The organism is Polaromonas sp. P1_E12 (assembly GCF_056405975.1).
In genome coordinates, this window is the sequence record NZ_JBFUBB010000001.1 from 147,952 (window position 1) to 165,275 (window position 17,324).

The 17,324-nt window shown below is 57.0% G+C and carries 14 protein-coding genes; all 14 read left to right on the top strand.

Features of this window, described 5'->3' with window-relative positions; translation table 11 throughout:
* The first annotated feature begins 54 nt into the window (after positions 1-54).
* The 14 genes from gcvPA (at position 55) to AC1D13_RS00725 (ending at position 17,312) form a co-directional block, all read left to right on the top strand.
* Positions 55-1,428: an aminomethyl-transferring glycine dehydrogenase subunit GcvPA gene (gene gcvPA / locus AC1D13_RS00660; protein WP_477688763.1), complete on the top strand. Its 1,374-nt coding sequence runs from the start codon at positions 55-57 to the stop codon at positions 1,426-1,428.
* A 1-nt stretch (position 1,429) separates the two neighbouring features.
* Positions 1,430-2,854: an aminomethyl-transferring glycine dehydrogenase subunit GcvPB gene (gcvPB, locus tag AC1D13_RS00665; RefSeq protein ID WP_457279364.1), complete on the top strand. Its 1,425-nt coding sequence runs from the start codon at positions 1,430-1,432 to the stop codon at positions 2,852-2,854.
* A gap of 9 nt (positions 2,855-2,863) precedes the next feature.
* Complete coding sequence (gene asnB, locus AC1D13_RS00670) at positions 2,864-4,618, top strand: asparagine synthase (glutamine-hydrolyzing) (protein ID WP_457279363.1); 1,755 nt, start codon at positions 2,864-2,866, stop codon at positions 4,616-4,618.
* A gap of 20 nt (positions 4,619-4,638) precedes the next feature.
* Positions 4,639-5,943 carry a type III glutamate--ammonia ligase gene (gene glnT / locus AC1D13_RS00675; RefSeq protein WP_457279362.1) on the top strand — a complete coding sequence of 435 codons (1,305 nt, stop codon included), beginning with the start codon at positions 4,639-4,641 and terminating at the stop codon, positions 5,941-5,943.
* Between the two features lie 204 nt (positions 5,944-6,147).
* Positions 6,148-7,296: a UDP-N-acetylglucosamine 2-epimerase gene (locus AC1D13_RS00680; protein ID WP_477688764.1), complete on the top strand. Its 1,149-nt coding sequence runs from the start codon at positions 6,148-6,150 to the stop codon at positions 7,294-7,296.
* Positions 7,280-8,005 carry an acylneuraminate cytidylyltransferase family protein gene (locus tag AC1D13_RS00685; protein WP_477688765.1) on the top strand — a complete coding sequence of 242 codons (726 nt, stop codon included), beginning with the start codon at positions 7,280-7,282 and terminating at the stop codon, positions 8,003-8,005. The genes AC1D13_RS00680 and AC1D13_RS00685 overlap by 17 nt, the downstream gene beginning before the upstream one ends.
* Entirely contained in the window at positions 8,002-8,985 is a 984-nt protein-coding gene (locus AC1D13_RS00690; protein ID WP_477688766.1) for a Gfo/Idh/MocA family protein, read from the top strand. Before AC1D13_RS00685 ends, AC1D13_RS00690 begins: the two co-directional genes overlap by 4 nt.
* A gap of 26 nt (positions 8,986-9,011) precedes the next feature.
* Complete coding sequence (locus AC1D13_RS00695; RefSeq protein WP_457279358.1) at positions 9,012-10,373, top strand: glutamate-1-semialdehyde 2,1-aminomutase; 1,362 nt, start codon at positions 9,012-9,014, stop codon at positions 10,371-10,373.
* A 15-nt stretch (positions 10,374-10,388) separates the two neighbouring features.
* Positions 10,389-11,177, top strand: coding sequence for an SDR family oxidoreductase (locus tag AC1D13_RS00700; protein WP_457279357.1), 789 nt, complete (start codon positions 10,389-10,391; stop codon positions 11,175-11,177).
* The gene (neuB, locus tag AC1D13_RS00705) at positions 11,171-12,217 is read left to right on the top strand and encodes an N-acetylneuraminate synthase (RefSeq protein WP_457279356.1); all 1,047 of its coding nucleotides are present in this window, start codon (positions 11,171-11,173) and stop codon (positions 12,215-12,217) included. Before AC1D13_RS00700 ends, neuB begins: the two co-directional genes overlap by 7 nt.
* Positions 12,218-12,222: 5 nt before the next feature.
* Positions 12,223-13,356, top strand: a complete 1,134-nt coding sequence (neuC, locus tag AC1D13_RS00710; RefSeq protein ID WP_457279355.1) for a UDP-N-acetylglucosamine 2-epimerase — start codon at positions 12,223-12,225, stop codon at positions 13,354-13,356.
* Positions 13,357-13,376: 20 nt separating this feature from the next.
* Positions 13,377-14,015, top strand: coding sequence for an acetyltransferase (locus AC1D13_RS00715; protein WP_457279354.1), 639 nt, complete (start codon positions 13,377-13,379; stop codon positions 14,013-14,015).
* Positions 14,012-15,517, top strand: coding sequence for a DegT/DnrJ/EryC1/StrS family aminotransferase (locus tag AC1D13_RS00720; RefSeq protein WP_477688767.1), 1,506 nt, complete (start codon positions 14,012-14,014; stop codon positions 15,515-15,517). Before AC1D13_RS00715 ends, AC1D13_RS00720 begins: the two co-directional genes overlap by 4 nt.
* The gene (locus AC1D13_RS00725; RefSeq protein ID WP_457279352.1) at positions 15,504-17,312 is read left to right on the top strand and encodes a polysaccharide biosynthesis protein; all 1,809 of its coding nucleotides are present in this window, start codon (positions 15,504-15,506) and stop codon (positions 17,310-17,312) included. The genes AC1D13_RS00720 and AC1D13_RS00725 overlap by 14 nt, the downstream gene beginning before the upstream one ends.
* Positions 17,313-17,324: the final 12 nt, after the last annotated feature.

Below are 17,324 nucleotides of genomic sequence, written 5' to 3' on the forward strand. Positions count from 1 at the left end.
AAGCAGCGCTCTGGCCGCTGAAACAACGTGAATCAAAGACAAGCTGAATCTCCCATGGAGCAAAAGCCGATCGGCTACAACGTTCACACGGGCTCCGACCGGCAGGCAATGCTTGAGGCAATAGGGCTTTTTTCGGTGGAACAGCTGTTTGCCGATGTGCCGCAGCAGGTTCGCCTTCGGCGCGAGCTTGACATTCCTCCTGCCCTTAGCGAATGGGAGCTAATGCGTGATGTCACGGCGATGGCCGGGCTGAACCAGACAGTATTCACGCATTCAAATTTTCTCGGCAGCGGCGCCTACGAACATTACATTCCGGCCGTTGTCGACGCCATCGTTTCCCGCGGCGAATTCCTTACGGCCTACACGCCTTATCAACCCGAAATGAGCCAGGGCCTGCTACAGGCCCTGTTTGAGTTTCAGGTGCTTGTGGGCCGCTTGCTGGGCCAGCAGTCCGTCAACTGCTCGGTGTATGACGGTGCGACGGCGCTTGCCGAATCGTGCTGGATGATGTGTTCAGCCACCGGTAAGCGCCGTATTTTGGTGGCTCAGGCCCTCTGGACCGAATATCGCGAAGTGTTGACTACCTATCTGGAGCCGCGTGGTGTTCGGCTCGATAGCGCAGGGCATGATGCTGGCACTGGCCAGATCGACGTCGCGGCCATAGCCGCATTGTTAGCGTCCGGCGATATCGCCGGTGTCGTGCTGCAAAGCCCCAATGCCCTTGGCGTCGTCGAGGATGTCGCAGCACTTTCGCCGATTTGCAAACAAGGGCAGGCACTGCTTGGGGTGTGTGTCAACCCGTTGCTTTGCGGCTGGATCGAAGCGCCTGGCAGGCTCGGGGCAGACATTGTTGTCTGCGAAGGCCAAACGCTTGGTTTACCGCTCAGTGCAGGCGGGCCTTATGTCGGCATCATTGCTTGCAGCAAACCACTTGAACGGTACCTGCCGGGCCGGCTGGTCGGCCGGGTGCACGACCTCAACGGAAAACTTGGTTACGCGCTGGTCAAGGAAGACCGCGAGCAGCACGTGGCACGCGACAAGGCTACCAGCCACATTTGTTCCAACCAGGCGCTCAATGCGATTCGCGTTGCAATCTACCTGGCGTGCCTGGGTGACGCAAATTTCATGCGAATCGCTGAGGCTAATGCGGCGAATGCAGCCCTGCTGCACGAGCTGCTGGTTGCGCTGCCCGGCGTCAGGCCGCTGCGCAGCGGCGCTTTTTTCAACGAATTTTCGATTGAATTGCCTGTTGCCGCCACGGCCTTTTGTGCGCGCATGCGCAAGCTCGGATTTTTCGCGGGTGTGCCCATCGCGGCTGCGTTGGCGGGCCACAAGAACGGCCTGCTGGTCGCGGTCACTGAAACCAAATCACGCGCTGATATCGAGGCTTATGCCACGCATGCGCGGGCTTGCCTGCAGGAGTGCTGAGATGGCTGCTACGTCCGCCTCCCAGACCATCACCGAATTGCACCGCTCTGGCGCGGCCAGCGATGTCTTTGCCGGACGCCTGTCCGGGAAGACGCCTGCGCTGCCGATTTTTGCACGAGCCCGTACCGCCATTGGGCTGCCCGAAGTCAGCGAGGTTGACGTCGTCAGGCATTTCACTCGCCTGAGCCAGGAGTCTCATGGTGTCGACAACGGGCCCTATCCGCTGGGCTCGTGCACGATGAAATACAACCCGAAGCGCAATGACGAGCTCGCACGTCTTTCTGGTTTTGCCAATGCCCACCCGATGCAGGATACCGACACGCTCGGCGGCGTCTGGGAAATGTACGAGAGGCTGCAGGCCATGATTTGCGAGGTTACGGGGATGGACGCCTGCTGCCTGGCACCTGCTGCCGGTGCCCATGGCGAACTCGCAGGCCTGCTGGTGATCCGTGCACATTTTGCACGGCTGAATACCCGTCGCCCGGTGGTGCTGGTACCCGACTCGGCACATGGCACCAACCCGGCGTCGGCGGCCATGGCGGGCTTTGACTGCCGTATCGTGCCGTCCGACCTCAAGGGCCGGGTCGATCTTGCCGCGCTGCGCGGGATGTTGACCTCCGATGTCGCGGCTTTCATGTTGACCAATCCCTCAACTCTGGGCCTGTTTGAGGACCAGATCGTCGAGATTGCCGATGCGGTTCATGCCAACGGTTCATTGCTCTATTACGATGGTGCCAATCTCAATGCACTGATGGGTATCGTGCGTCCCGGCGACATGGGTTTTGACGTAGTTCACGTCAATGTGCACAAGACTTTTTCGACGCCGCATGGCGGCGGTGGACCGGGCGCCGGCCCGGTCGCGGTCAAGGCCGCGCTGGCTGCCTATCTGCCGAGCCCGGTCGCAGTTCGAAAGAACGGCGTGGCTCAACGAGACGACGACAGGCCGCTTTCCATCGGTCGCATGAAAAGCTTCCACGGCCATGTTGGTGTGTTGCTGCGTGCTTACGGCTACTTGCGCACTATGGGTGGGGCCGGCTTGCGCCAGGCGTCCGAAAATGCGGTGCTGAACGCCAATTACCTGCAGCACCGGCTGGCGCCAATGCTGCCGCCGGTTTACGACCAGTTCTGCAAGCATGAAACCCTGTTGTCGGGCGAGAAGCTCAATACATCGGCACGCCAGTTCGCCAAGCGGCTCATCGATTACGGCATCCATCCGCCAACGCTGGTAGGTGCGGGCTGCGTTTATTTCCCGGGTGACCTCAAGTCGGCGATGTTGATCGAGCCAACCGAAACAGAGACCAAGGCCAGCCTGGACTACCAGGTGGAAATTTTCCAGCGGGTCTTTGATGAGGATGCTACCGATGAAGCGCTTGTCGAAAGTGCACCGCTGAGCCGAAAAATTGCACGAATTGATTTGAAGACTTAAGGATTTGCCATGTGTGGAATAGCTGGCGTGGTCAACGCTGCGGGTACGACCAAAGATGATGTCTGGAAGATGATCGACTGCATCAAGTACCGTGGGGTCGATGAGCAGGGGGTGGAGGACCTTGGGCAGGCGGTGCTGGGTCACGCACGACTTGCAGTGGTGGATCCCGAAAACGGCATGCAGCCCATGTCGAGTACCGACGGCAAGGTCTGGGTTGTTTTCAACGGCGAAATCTTCAATTTCATTGAGTTGCGCGAACAGCTCAAGGCCAAGGGCTACAAGTTCAAGTCGCGCTGCGACACCGAGGTGCTGGTGCATCTGTGGTGCGAAAAAGGCGAAAAAATGCTCGACGACCTGGTCGGCATGTTCGCTTTTTTTATCTGGGATCAACGAACGGAAACCGGCATGCTTGCGCGTGACCGCCAGGGCATCAAGCCGTGCTTTTATGCCCCTTATCAAGGCGGCCTGGCTTTCGCCAGTGAAATAAAGGCCATCCTTGCGCTGCCGAAATTTAAACGCAAAGTCAATGAATCCGCGCTTGGCAATGTCTTTACCTTCAACTATTGCCCTCCGCCGGAGACTTGCTTTGAGGGCATTCGCCATCTGCCGCCCGGCACTTTTATGCGCTATGGAGCGGGAAAATTCTCCGAACCGGTGCGCTACTGGAGCTGGCCCCTCGATGGTCCGCGTGTTGAAGCGTCTCAGGAACAGCTTGAGCAGGCACTTAACGAGGCAATCAAGCTGCAAATGAGGTTTGACGTCGACGGTGGCCTGTTTCTTTCTGGCGGTGTCGACTCGTCGGTGATCGCCAATCGGCTGGTGCCGCAATGGAACCGGCCGCAACTCGATGCAATCGGCTTACGCATCGAGGACAAGGGGTTTTCGGAGTACTCCTATGCTGAGCGTGTGGCATCGGAGCTCGATATCAATCTGAAGCCGCTTGATATCAAGCCAGCCGACATTCCTGAGATTGCACAAACTGTGGTGCGGCACGCGGAACAGCCACACGGTGATTTTTCATTTTTTTTATTCTTCCTGCTCTCGCGTGAGGCACACAAGCAGGGAAAAATCGTGATGTTCACGGGTGATGGACCTGACGAGGTGATGCTCGGCTTCCGTCACAACGAACAGTTTTTCTCGGAAATGACACGCACCAATTTTCCGATGCGCAGCTACTTCGACCTGATCAGCTACAGCACCGAAAAAGACCGTCAGCGGATGATGAGCCCGGCTTTTTTCCCGCACACCCAGGGCGCCCTGGACAGGTTTATGGAAATCATCGAGCCATTCGGCGACCTTGAGCCGGCAGAGCAGGTTGCAGCCTATGAACTCAACTCACTCATGCCGGGCAATAATTCGGTCAAGGGTGACCGTATGGGAGCCTGCTGGTCAATCGAGGGCCGTGCACCTTTTCTCGACCACCGGGTCAGCGAAATGTTTGCACGCCTACCAGTGACTTCAAAGTTCCGCGATGGCATCGGCAAGCATTTTCTCAAGCAGGCCGCGGCGAGCTATTTCGACCACGATTTCGTCTTCCGTCCCAAGACCATGCCGACCCTGCCGATTGGCGAGTGGATCAAAGGGCCGCTTTATACCTGGGCACGCGAAGTGCTGAACCTGCCTGATGGCGGCCGCTTCGACCGCAATGAGCTGCTGGTGATGCTGGAGGAGCACCGCAGTGGTTTGCATAACCATACGAAACAGCTACGTACTCTGTTGATGACGAAGCTCTGGTTGCAGGAATTTTTTCCCGAAAACGCATAATTAAAGACGGAAGGCCGGACATGGCAGATTTTGATTACTACCTCGCGCAGTTTGTCGATATTCATGGCCGGCCCAAGGCAAAGTTGGTGCCTGGCAAGCACAAGGAAATGATTTTTGGGGCGGGGGCGGGCTTCGCGGGCTTTGCGATTGCCGGTATGGGAATGGGTCCACATGGCCAGGAGTTCATGGCCGTCGGTGACCGCGACAGCGTGCGTCCCGTGCCCTGGATGCCGTCGACGGCCAGCGTGAGCTGCGATGGACATGTCGATGGTAAACCACATGCGCTTGATTCACGCGTCATCGCCAAGAAGGCGATTGCCGCCTTTCGCGAGGCCACGGGCCTTGAATTTTTCTCCGGCCTCGAACCCGAGTTTTTTCTGCTCAAAGCAACTGCTGCTGGTGGATACGAGGTTGCCACCGGCTCGGAGTCGCTCGACAAGCCTTGTTACGACTTCCGGCACCTGTCGTCGGTGTCTGAATTTCTCATGGAGTTGCGCGCCGCACTCGAGGGGGCGAATATCGACGTGTATCAGATTGACCATGAAGACGCAAACGGTCAATTTGAGATGAACTTCACCTATGCAGATGGTCTGCGCACAGCAGACAACCTGACCTACTTCAAAATGGCAGCGACGGCGATCGCGAAAAAACACGGCATGCTGTGTTCGTTCATGCCGAAACCGTTTGCCGAACGCTCGGGCAGCGGTCTGCATATGCACATGTCGGCGGGCAAAAAATTTGGTGACAACGCTTTTGAAGATAAGGCTGATCCGGGCGGCATGAATTTGAGTCCCTTGGCCTATCATTTCCTTGGCGGGCTGATGGCTCATGCCCCGGGGTTGACCGCGATCGCCGCTCCATGCGTCAACTCCTACAAGCGACTGGTCTCGCGCGGCTCGCGCTCTGGTGCTACCTGGGCGCCGGTCAATATTGCCTGGGGTAATAACAACCGGACCGCGTTTGTCCGTATTCCGGGGGGGCGGCTTGAGTTGCGCGTTCCTGACGCCTCATCAAATCCTTATCTCCTGACCGCTGCCATCATTTATGCGGGTCTGGACGGCATCAAGCGTAAGCTTGATCCTGGGATGCCGTGCAACGAAAATCTTTACCAACTGAGATCGGATGAGCTGGATGCACGCGGGATTCAGCGGTTGCCGGCTTCGCTGCCAAATGCACTTGATGCGTTGGAATCTGATGAAGCATTGTGTGCCGGGCTTGGTCAAGCCTTTGTCGACGAGTTCACACGGCTTAAGCACCTTGAGTGCGACGAATTGTTGCTCCATATCGCGCCGGCTGAGTTCCGGCGATACGTTGATTTTTATTGACGGACTGCATTGCGTCATGCCGTGTGTTCGGTCAAGCCAAAGGTTTCCAAGCTGGCCAAATTCGCACGCTAGAAAAACCGTTCGTCCCATGCGTGTTCATCGATGAGAGTGCTCTTTGTCAGTTATGGTGGCGGGCATATCGAAATGTGCCTGCCCGTAATGCGAGCGTTACGCCAGCTTTCGCCAGCTATTGAACTTCGGCTTATGGCGCTGACCACTGCTTTCGCAGTTGCCCACGATGCTGGCGAGATGGCGCTTGGTTACCGTGATTTTTGCGATCCTGCAGAGTGGGAGCGGATCAAGGCCTATGGTCATCAAATGATGCGAGGCCAATCTCACCCATCGATAGATACATCTGAGTCTCTGGCTTACCTTGGTCTCAATTTTGCTGAACTCGTTGATGAGTTGGGCGAGGAGGGTGCTTGGGCGCGCTGGCACAGTCAAGGACGCCAGGGATTTATGCCATTGCGATTTTTCGAGCGAGTACTCGGTAGGGTTCGTCCAGACGTAGTCGTTACGACTAATTCACCGCGCAGTGAGCAGGCTGCTGTTGCTGTTGCTGTTGAGCTTGGCATTCCCACTTTGTCAATGCTTGATCTGTTCGCACTGGCGAGCGATCCGTTTTTGCGACGGAAGATTTACGCCGACCGGCTGACTGTGCTGAACGAAGGGGTTAAGGCCAATTTGGTGAACGCGGGGTTTAATGCGGACCGGGTATTCGTGACCGGGAATCCGGCATTCGATGTCTTAGGCACGTCGGCGGCGCGGCAAGCTGGCGAGACATTTCGCCGGTCGATGGGCTGGGAGAAAAAAAATATCGTGTTGTGGGCAGGCCACCTGGAGGCTCCAGACGCTTTGCCGCACGAGTTCGCCGGTACCGGTCTGGGGCGGCTGGTGCAGGATTGTCTGGTGTCTTGGCTTGAATCTCGTCCTGATGTCGCGCTTGTTATTCGTTATCATCCCAACGAATGGCACCGCTTTCCGGTGCCGCAGGGAGTTCCGCGGCTACATTGGAGTCAACCCCAAATCGAACCGCTACTGCCTGTGTTGTTGGCGGCGGACCAGGTCATCGTTCAGGGAAGCACCGTCGGGGCGCAGGCTTATTTTGCCGGGAAACGTTTGATCAATATCACCTTTTCGCCTTTTGTCAAAAGCACAGGCCTTGATTACCAGGCCCTCGGCCTGGCTGACGGTGCGTCCGACATTGCCATGCTCCAACAACGACTTGACGAGGGTTTGGACCACCGCTGTCGTGAGTTGTCGGCTGCACGCGAAGTACCGGAAGCGGCGACCGCCGTGGCGATGCATATTTTGCAGCTTGTGAAAGGACACGGTCATGGGCATGCCGGATAAGTTGTCTCTGCTCGGTATTATCCTGGCGCGGGGTGGGAGCAAGCGGTTGCCCGGGAAAAACATTCGGATGCTGCAGGGCAAACCTGTATTGGCGTGGAGCATCGACGCCGCGCGTGCGGCGCATTCGCTCGACAAGGTTATGGTGTCTACGGACTCGTCATCCATCGCTGATGTCGCGTCTCGTTTTGGTGCCGAGGTGCCCTTCCTGCGACCTGCCGAGCTTGCGGGTGACGATTGCAGTTCGGTGGATGCGGTGTTGCACGCGCTCGATTATTGGCATGGCCATGGGCATGAATTTGATGCCGTAATCCTGCTTGAACCGACTTCGCCATTGCGCGCGAGTGGTGACATCGACGCAGTGGCTGCACTGTTAGCGCGTCACTGGGATGTGGCCGACGCTGTGGTTTCGGTCGGCGAGGTTCAACTCGAGAAACCCGATGTCATGAAAGTCGTCGGTGCTGACGGCTATCTCTCGAAGTGGGGCGACGCTGTGCCGCCTGCCGCCGACGTTGCTGGGTCTGTCGCCTATTTTCCATATGGCGTGGCTTATGCGATTAAGACTGCGGTGCTTCGCCGCGATATGACTTTTTATCCGCGCAACGTGATGGGCTACAAAATTCAGCGATGGCAAAACTATGAGATCGATGATGAATTCGACTTTGCATGTGTCGAAGCCATCATCCAACATTTCAAGGGAGAGTTGCCATGAAGGCATTGGTGATTGGCCTCGGATCGATGGGTAAACGACGTATTCGTTGTCTGCAACATCATGCGGTGACATCGATCTGCGGCTTCGATAGGGCCCCGGAGCGTCGTGCAGCGGCTGCCGCACAGTACGGAATCAAGACTGTCGAGACCTTGCAGTCGACCGATCTGCAGGCATTCGACGTGATATTGATCTGCACACCACCGGATCAGCATCATACGGCGATGGCATGGGCCATCGACGCTTATCGCCCTTGTTTCGTGGAAGCCAGTGTAATTCGCGATCCATTGCCGGAGCTGCTTGAACGAGCTTACCGTCATAAGGTATTGATCGCGCCGTCCTGCACGCTTCGATTTCATCCGGCGATTCGCGACATAGCCGCCATCGTGAAATCCCAGCGTTATGGCAAGGTTTGCAATTTCTCCTATCACTGCGGGCAGTATCTGCCAGATTGGCATCCTTGGGAAAAAGTCAGCGATTATTATGTTTCTCAGCCGCTGACCGGCGGTGCGCGGGAAATTGTGCCGTTCGAGTTGACCTGGATGGTCGAGGTGTTTGGTTGGCCGCTAGCGGTACAGGGCCTTCGGATGAGGACCACCGACGTAGGTGCGCCTATCGACGACACTTACGCCTCGTTGCTGAGCTTCGGCGGATTTGTCGGAACCATGGTAGTTGACGTTGTGGCTCGCCAAGCGGTGCGCAGGCTTACCTTGAATTTCGAACGTGCGTCACTTTACTGGGACTGGGACGAAGCTCGGGTGCGCGTGTATGAAGCAGACGCCGGGCGCGTGCTCGAGCTGCATCAGCCAAAGATGGCCGCTCAAGTCGGGTACAACCGGAACATCGGCGAAGCAATGTATCTTGATGAAGTGGGCAGTTTTCTTGCTGCGGTGCGAGGCGAATCAGTGTTTTCGCACAACCTCGCGGCGGATATTCGTGTGTTGGAATTGCTTGAAACCATCGAAAACGGTGTCATAACCTGACCGTTGAATAGAAAGGCTTTCGAACCATGAGCATGTCATTCCGCGAGCGCTTGCATCGAGTCATCCCTGGCGGCGCTCATACCTATTCGCGTGGGGACGACCAGTATCCAGCGAACGCACCGGAGATATTGATCAGCGGCAAGGGGGCTTACGTCAAGGCCGCCGATGGACGGACATTTCTGGACTATGGGATGGGCTTGCGCGCGGTTACGCTCGGCTATGCCGACGATAGGGTGAATCGCGCGGCCATGGGAGGTATGTCGCTTGGTGTCAACCTGACCCGCGCTTCTGTGCTGGAACTGGAAGCGGCTGAGCGCCTGGTTGCGTTAATTGATGGCGCGGACATGGTGAAGTTCGCCAAAAACGGCTCGAATGTCACGACGGCTGCCGCAAAGGTGGCTCGGGCCTACACGGGCAGGCAGTACATCTGTGTACCGCGCCAGCATCCATTTTTTTCGTTTGACGACTGGTTTATCGGAGCGACCCAGCTCAAGCGCGGCATTCCGCCGATTCATCATCAGACCACGCTGCTCTTCGACTACAACAATATCGCAAGTCTGCAGGCGTTGTTTGATGCGCATCCGGGAAACATCGCCGGAGTGATGCTTGAACCAGCCACTACGGTCGGTCCTTGTCCGGAATGTGCTTCGGCCAATCGCATGGCGCCTCCTGACTGCCAACGTTGCCCGGGCCACGCAGACAATTTTCTGCTACAGGTACAGGCGTTGTGCCGACGCGACGGCGCATTGTTCATTCTCGACGAAATGATCACTGGATTTCGCTGGCATCTCAAGGGCGCGCAGTATTTGTTCGGCGTTAGCCCGGACCTGACAACCTTCGGTAAAGGCATGGCCAACGGTTTTGCCATGGCCGCGCTGGTCGGCCGGCGTGAGGTCATGGAGGTTGGTGGCATCAACCGTCCCGGCCAGGAACGCACTTTCCTGATCTCGACGACTCATGGCGGCGAAATGTCGAGTCTCGCCGCGTTTATGGAAACTGTCAGCATCTATGAGGAGTTGCCGGTTGTTGAGCATTTATGGAGTTTCGGTCGCGAGCTTATCGAAGGGCTTGAAGCGCTCGCGCGCGAGGCTGGTGTCGACCATTCATTCCAGATTCAAGGCAATGCAATTTCCATGAACTACCTGACGCTTGACGCACAAGGTCAGGCAGATCTCAGGCTGCGCACGCTTTTTTCACAGGAGATGATACGCGGCGGGGTGTTGATGCCATGGATCGCGCCGAGCTACGCACATAACCAGGCGGACCTTGACCGGACGATGCAGGCGGCACAGAAGGCCTTCGGAATCTACGCGCAGGCGCTCGAGAACGGCACACAGGGCCTGTTGATCGGTGATCCTATCAAGCCAGTGTTCCGGCAATATAACTAGGGCGGAGGGCGGCGTATGAGCGATCCATTCGGGCTTGATGGGAAAGTCGTCGTCGTTACGGGCGCGGCGGGCATTATCGGGCGTCAAATTAGCGCGGCCTTTATCGAAGCTGGCGCTCGGGTGTTCGCACTCGACCGTGATGCCGACCTTCTTGAGAAAAGCCTCGGTCCGGCGCATGAGGGTCTGCTGACCTGCGCAACAGACATTGCCCGACAGGATGACGTAAAACATGCGTTCGAGTTGTTGTTCGCAAAATGGGGCACCCCGGATGTACTGCTAAACAATGCAGCGACCAAAAGCGAAAACTTTTTCGAGCCTTTCGAAACCTTTCCGATTGACGAATGGAATGAGGTGATGTCGGTCAATCTGACCGGCGCAATGCTTTGTGCGCAGGTGTTCGGCGGTGCGATGGCGCATCGTGGCGGCGGCAGCATTGTAAACACCCTGTCAATCTATGGCATTGTCGCGCCTGACCAGCGCATTTATGAAGGCTCGGAATATCTTGGTCGGGCGATTAACACTCCCGCCATCTACGCCGCCAGCAAGGCCGGTCTATGGGGACTAACAAAATACCTGGCGGCGTACTGGGGCCATCGTGGTGTGCGCGTGAATGCCGTGACGCCAGGCGGTGTATTTAGCGGACAAAATAATACATTTGTGGAAAACTATTCGCGCCGCACTCCCCTGGGGCGCATGGGCGGAGCCGATGACATGGTCAATGCAATGCGCTACCTCAGCAGCGATGCCGCAAAATATGTGACGGGTCATAATTTGGTCGTTGATGGCGGGTGGACCGCATGGTAGGGAACGAAGCGGCGAAGCCGGTTTTTCTGATTGCCGAGGCGGGAGTCAACCATAACGGCGAGCTTACGATGGCGTTACGTCTGTGCGATGCGGCGAAAGCGTCAGGTGCGGATGCGGTCAAATTTCAGACTTTCCGGGCCGAAGACCTGGTCATTCGTGGTGCTCCGACAGCGGAGTACCAGGAGCGTCAAACAGGTGCTCAAGACCAGTTCGCGATGCTTGCGAAGCTGGAGTTGTCTGAGGCACAGCACGGGGAGATCAAAAAGTATTGCGATGCCATCGGCATCGAATTTTTCTCTACGCCGTTTTCTGTCGATGCCGTTGACATGTTGGTCCGTCTCGGTGTCGGGCGGCTTAAGCTGTCTTCGGGCGAACTTACACATCGCACACTGGTTGAACATGCGGCGGCGACCGGGTTGCCGCTCATCATTTCCACAGGCATGGGGACGATGGCAGAAATTCGCGAGGCGCTCGGCTGGATCGGTGCCGCACGCGGTGGCCTGCACGATGTCGTGGTATTGCATTGCACTTCTGCCTACCCGGCGCCTGATAGCAGTTTGAACCTTCTGGCGCTGGCAAGCATGGCGCAAGATCTCGGGCTTGCCACCGGCTACTCAGACCATAGTATGGGCGTCGAAGCATCCCTCGCTGCGGTGGCGATAGGCGCCAGCGTGATCGAAAAGCATATTACTTTGGACCGCACGCTTCCCGGGCCAGATCACAGCGCTTCTCTTGAGCCTGGTGAATTTTTGCGCATGGCGCAAGGTATAAGACGGGTTAGTGCGATGCTGGGTGACGGCCTTAAACAACCGCTTCCCGAGGAGATTGACACTGCTCGTGTCGCCCGACGCAGTGTCGTTGCTGCGGTTGACATAGCGCCCGGGGAAGTTGTGCTTGCAACCATGCTGGCCTGCCGGCGGCCGGCGACCGGTATCGCGCCACGGGATTTTCAGCGTGTCGTTGGCCGACGCTCGCTCGTCGCAATTCCTGCGGATTCGGTTATTCAATGGAATCAGCTCTCCGATTCGGAAGGCGATTGAGTGCCATGGGCGAATATCGGCGAAAAATCATCTACCTGAGCGGAACGCGGGCCGACTTTGGCTTGATGCGGAGTACGCTGATCGAAACCGCACGGCTTGCCGGTCTCAGTGTGGCAGTCACCGGCATGCATCTCGACGCCCGTTACGGCAACACCATTGAAGATATTCGCGATGCCGGTCTGCGCATTTGTGGGGAGATTCCTGTCGATGTTTCAACGCGCAGCCCGCAGAGCATGTCTGCCGGTATCGCCGAGTGCCTCAAGGGACTGACCGTCCTGCTTGATCGTGAACGTCCGGACCTGTTGGTCGTATTGGGTGATCGTGGCGAGATGTTGGCAGGAGCGATTGCCGCCTTGCATCTGGGAATTGTTTGTGTGCATGTTCATGGCGGCGAGCGATCTGGTACGGTTGATGAACCAGTCAGGCACGCAATCAGCAAACTGGCTACCTACCATCTTGTAGCCACCGAGCAGTCACGGGAGCGGTTGATTCGTATGGGCGAGCCGCAGCAGCGGATTTATGTGACGGGCGCCCCCGGCCTTGATGATTTGGCGCAGGACGCGGACATTTCTCCCGAAGCGTGTCGGGAGGGCCTTGGTCTGTCGGCAGGGGCCTTCGTGCTGGCTGTGTTTCACCCAGTGGTGCAGCAGGCGGGGGATGCTTGTGGGCAGACTACCGCGCTGTTGCAGGCGCTGGGTAAGACAGGTCTGCCGGTAGTCTGGTTGGAGCCTAATGCCGATGCCGGCTCCGGTGACATTTTGAAAGCGCTCGACGAAGTGGCACTTCCCGCCGGGTCTCGCCGGTTCCGTCATTTAAAGCGCAATCTATTTTGTGCGGCCATGAGACATTGTGCTGTGATGGTCGGAAACTCGTCTGCTGGGATTATCGAATCCGCCTCCTTCGGTACACCGGTGGTCAACGTCGGTGATCGCCAGAGACTTAGGGAAAGAAATGCCAATGTACAGGATGTCCCCGTAGAAGCCGGCGCGATCACTGTCGCGATTGCCGAAGCGTTGAGGCACGGAAAATGGCCGTGTGACAATAGGTATGGTGATGGGCTGTCGGGTCCGCGTATTGCGAGCCATCTTGTCGACCTTTCTCTGGACCGTTCAGTGCTTGAGAAGATCAATTCCTATTGAGTAAATATAGCCGCCACACCATGAATTCCCGTGCGATAGCCATAAAACCCGAGTCGCTGATTGTTTTCGGCGCGGGTGGTCATGGCCGGGTGGTGGCCGATGCTGCGCTGCGCGGGAAACGCTGGACGCACATTGTGGCCTCGGATCGCGACCCGCAGCGCTGTCATGGCGAACTTTTGCCTGGCGTAGATCTACTCGGTGTGCAGGGCTTGGCGGTGTTCCCATATCTGATCCACATCGCGATTGGCAACAACCTATCGCGCGAACGCGAGGCCGTGTTGTGGGGATATTCGCGCCTTGCTTCGCTGATTCATCCTGCGGCTCAGGTTTCTCCCTTCTGTACTATTGGCGAGGGATGCTTTGCGGCGGCATGCGCAGTGATAGCACCGAGCGCAAGAGTCGGGGTTTGTGTCATTGTCAATCATGGCGCCGTGGTCGATCACGATGCCCTTGTTGGATCCTTTTCCCACATTGCACCCAATGCGGTTCTTGGGGGTGAGGTGAAAGTCGGGCAACGTGTGTTGATCGGTTCTGGTGCAGTCGTACTGCCAGGTATCGTCATTGCGGATGATGTTACTGTCGGCGCTGGCGCTGTTGTGCGTGCCAACCTTGTGGACGCGGGTGTTTATGCAGGTGTCCCGGCAAGGAGAATCAAGTGAACCCAGCCATGCTGACGGCTTTAACCGTACCGCCAGGTCTTACGTTACGAGAAGCGTTGTTGCGTATGGACCAAACTGGGCGCGGAATCCTGCTCGTGCTGGACAACAAAGGTGCGCTTGCGCGTACGCTGACGGATGGCGATTTACGAAGGGCCATTCTTGGCAACGCTGGGGATTCAATGCCGGTGAGTACGTTGCCGGAAACCCCGCCGATTACAGTTGGCGAGGAAGCAAGCGCGGCAGCAGTACTGCAGTTAATGGATCAGTACCAGATAGATCACGTGCCAGTGCTGGACGCTGCGGGAAAGTTGCTGGATGTGATATTTCGTCGTGAGTTATCGCAGCGTGTCTGGCTTTCGTCGCCCCATCTCGGCGAGGAAGAAACCCTGTTTGTGGATGATGCCTTCAAGAGCAACTGGATAGCTCCGCTGGGTCCTCACGTAGACGGTTTTGAGGCAGAGCTGGCAAGCCATGTCGGTGTTGGACACGCCGCCGCTGTCAGTTCCGGAACTGCCGCCATTCATCTTGGGTTGATTTTGCTTGGCGTGAAACCCGATGACACTGTCTTCTGCTCTTCCCTGACATTCGTTGGAAGTTGCAATCCAATTGTTTATTGCGGGGCAAAACCGGTCTTTATCGACTCCGAACCTGAGAGTTGGAATATGTCGCCAGCTGCTCTTGAACGCGCTTTTGACTGGGCCAAGCGTGAGCGGAAAATGCCGTCTTGCGTCATTCTTGTCAATTTGTATGGCCAAAGCGCCGATATGGACGCATTGCTTCCGATTTGCGAGCGTTATGGTGTACCTGTACTTGAGGACGCGGCTGAGTCACTGGGCGCGCACTACAGGGGAAAGAGTAGTGGGGCTTTTGGAAAAGTTGCAGTTTATTCGTTCAACGGCAACAAGATCATCACGACATCGGGAGGGGGCATGCTGGTGGCTGACGATCCCGACCTGATCGCAAGGGCACGAAAGCTCTCGACACAGGCACGTGAGCCCGCTGCTCATTACGAGCACACCGAAATCGGATTTAACTATCGCATGAGCAATGTTCTGGCCGGAATTGGGCGAGGACAGCTTCGGGTGCTGGAACAACGTGTTTCGCAGCGTCGGCGCGTGTTTGAGCGTTATGTAGAGGCGATGGCGGATTTTCAGCAACTTCAGTGGATGCCAGAGCCGGAAGGCTGTCACTCGACCCGATGGCTGACATGTTTCACCTTGCAGGGATCAGATGCCGAAGCGAGGAGCCGCCAGGTGATGAAGGCGCTTGAGCGGCATTTGATTGAGGCCAGGCCGGTCTGGAAGCCCATGCACTTGCAGCCACTCTTTGAGGATGCTCCTTATTTTTCGCATGAACCTGATGTCGATATTTCTGCCGGTCTTTTCCGGACCGGTATCTGTTTGCCTTCGGGCTCCAATCTTGATGCGGCTCAGCAGGATCGTGTGATTGATCACTTGCGGCATGTCCTGCTCATGATGGAGGGCCGTCGTGCGCTTGCGTAAAGAGACTGTTCCGCTGTGGACTGCAGATCTCTTGCTGGTTTGCTTAGGGTGGTGGGCCGCATTTTGGTTGCGGTTTAATTTTGACATTCCTGAAGAGTTTGAAGCACTCGCCCTGCAGAGCATGCCATGGGCGTTGGCTGGGTCTTCGGCCGGACTGGTCATCGCACGCGTTGACCGGCAAATCTGGAAGTACATTGGCCTGCCCGAGCTACGGCAACTGGTTTGGGGGGTATTTCTCGGTGGACTGTTGGCTGCCGCCGCTGTGCTGATGATCCGGTATCCGGATTTTCCGCGATCTGTCCTCCTGCTGCATCCACTCGTTGCATTGATATTGCTTGGCGGAGCTCGCGCTGCCTGGCGGACATTTGTCGAGCACGGTAGCCCGTCGGACGAATCCCGGGCCTTGTTGATTGTCGGATCGCTTCATGATGCTGCCGATGCCCTGCGTGCGATCAAGGGATCCAGGCAGTGGCATTGTGTGGGTATTGCTTCATCCGTTGAGTCCGAACAAGGGCGTTATCTTCATCAGATACCGGTATTGGGATTTCCGGCTGCAATTGCCGACATGGCTGCGTCTACGGGGGCATCAACTGCGCTCATTGCCAGTCCGCCGGGCTCTCGGGAGCGTCGCGAGGTCCTCATGCAGTCCAGTCCGCCCGGACTGACGTTGCTAACCATGCCGAGGCCGGATGAATGGTTGCAGTCCGAGAGCGCAAGTCCGAGGAAAATTGAACTGGAAGATTTGCTGGGCAGGCAGGCGGTGGAACTGGACACGCAGGGACTGGCGGAGCTTTTTTCGGGGCAAACCGTGTTTGTATCGGGTGCTGGCGGGTCTATAGGGTCGGAACTTTGCCGGCAGATTGCGCGATTGGGTGTCGCCCGGCTGGTTTGTGTGGACGCCTCGGAGATTGCCATTTACAAGCTGGAGCAGGAGCTGCGGGAAGCGCATCCGCAGATGCAGGGGCTCTATTACACGGCCAATGTCAGGGAGCATGCCCGCTTGCAGGCCATCGCAATGCAGTACAAGCCCTCGGTGTTTTTTCATGCGGCAGCGTACAAACATGTCCCATTGATGGAGTTGAATAACGAAATCGAAGCGGTCCGAACCAATATTCTCGGAACCATTCACGCCGCTAAAGTGGCCGGTGCGTGCGGTGCCCAGAAGTTTGTCTTGATCTCCACTGACAAGGCAGTGAATCCCACCAATATCATGGGAGCCACCAAACGCATGACGGAACTCGTGGTGCAGAGCATTGCGCGCGAGTACACCGACACCCAGTTTGTGTCGGTTCGGTTCGGAAATGTTCTGGGCTCAAGCGGCTCTGTGGTTCCCTTGTTCACTGAGCAAATTGCGCGTGGTGGCCCGATCACTGTGACGCACCCCGACATCGTGCGCTATTTCATGACGATTCCGGAGGCCGCCAAATTAGTACTGCAGGCCGGGCTTATGGGGCGCAGTGGCCAGATTTACGTGCTCGATATGGGTGAGCCTGTAAAAATTGTGGATCTGGCCCGGATGATGATTCGTCTTTCGGGTAAATCCGAACACGACATTCCGATCACTTTCACCGGTTTGCGTCCCGGCGAAAAACTATTTGAAGAATTGATGGCTGATGACGAAACCACGGAGCCCACTCCCCATCCCAAGCTCCGTGTGGCCAAATCGTCGGGCGATCAGGCCGTTGCCATCGACGATGTAACAGCCTGGATATCCGCTGTTGGTGCCGCACCGTCCGGCGAAACCGTGAAGGCTTGGTTAACCAGTCATGTTCCGGAGTACAAATCCCGGATCTGATTTGGCCGGTTC